This window comes from Psychrobacter sp. W2-37-MNA-CIBAN-0211 (assembly GCF_040309405.1).
Lineage (GTDB): Bacteria > Pseudomonadota > Gammaproteobacteria > Pseudomonadales > Moraxellaceae > Psychrobacter > Psychrobacter glaciei.
Map to the genome: position 1 here is coordinate 1 of NZ_JBEOOU010000167.1, position 276 is coordinate 276.

The 276-nt window shown below is 44.2% G+C and carries 1 protein-coding gene; it reads right to left on the reverse strand.

The features are described from left to right. Positions 1 to 9: 9 nt before the first annotated feature. The coding region (locus AAEY72_RS14750) for a zinc finger domain-containing protein (protein WP_352311288.1) at positions 10 to 276 on the reverse strand (267 nt) is incomplete at its 5' end.

The window sequence follows — 276 nt, forward strand, 5'->3', positions numbered from 1 at the left end:
GTCATGTAGCTAACGATTTGGCTTTGGTAGCGGTTGACACTCAGGGCAAAAGACACTCGCGCGCCCATTGAGCTTGATATTATCAAGAATAGCGGCGCAGTTCGGACAATCTTCACCTTGTCGACCGTAGACATTTAATGTCTGTTGGAAATATCCGGTTTGTCCGCTAGCGACCGTGAAGTCTCGTAAGGTCGATCCGCCCAGTTCTATCGCTTTTTGTAGAATCATTTTAATATGTTCGACCAAAATTACAATATCATCATACGATAATAGGTG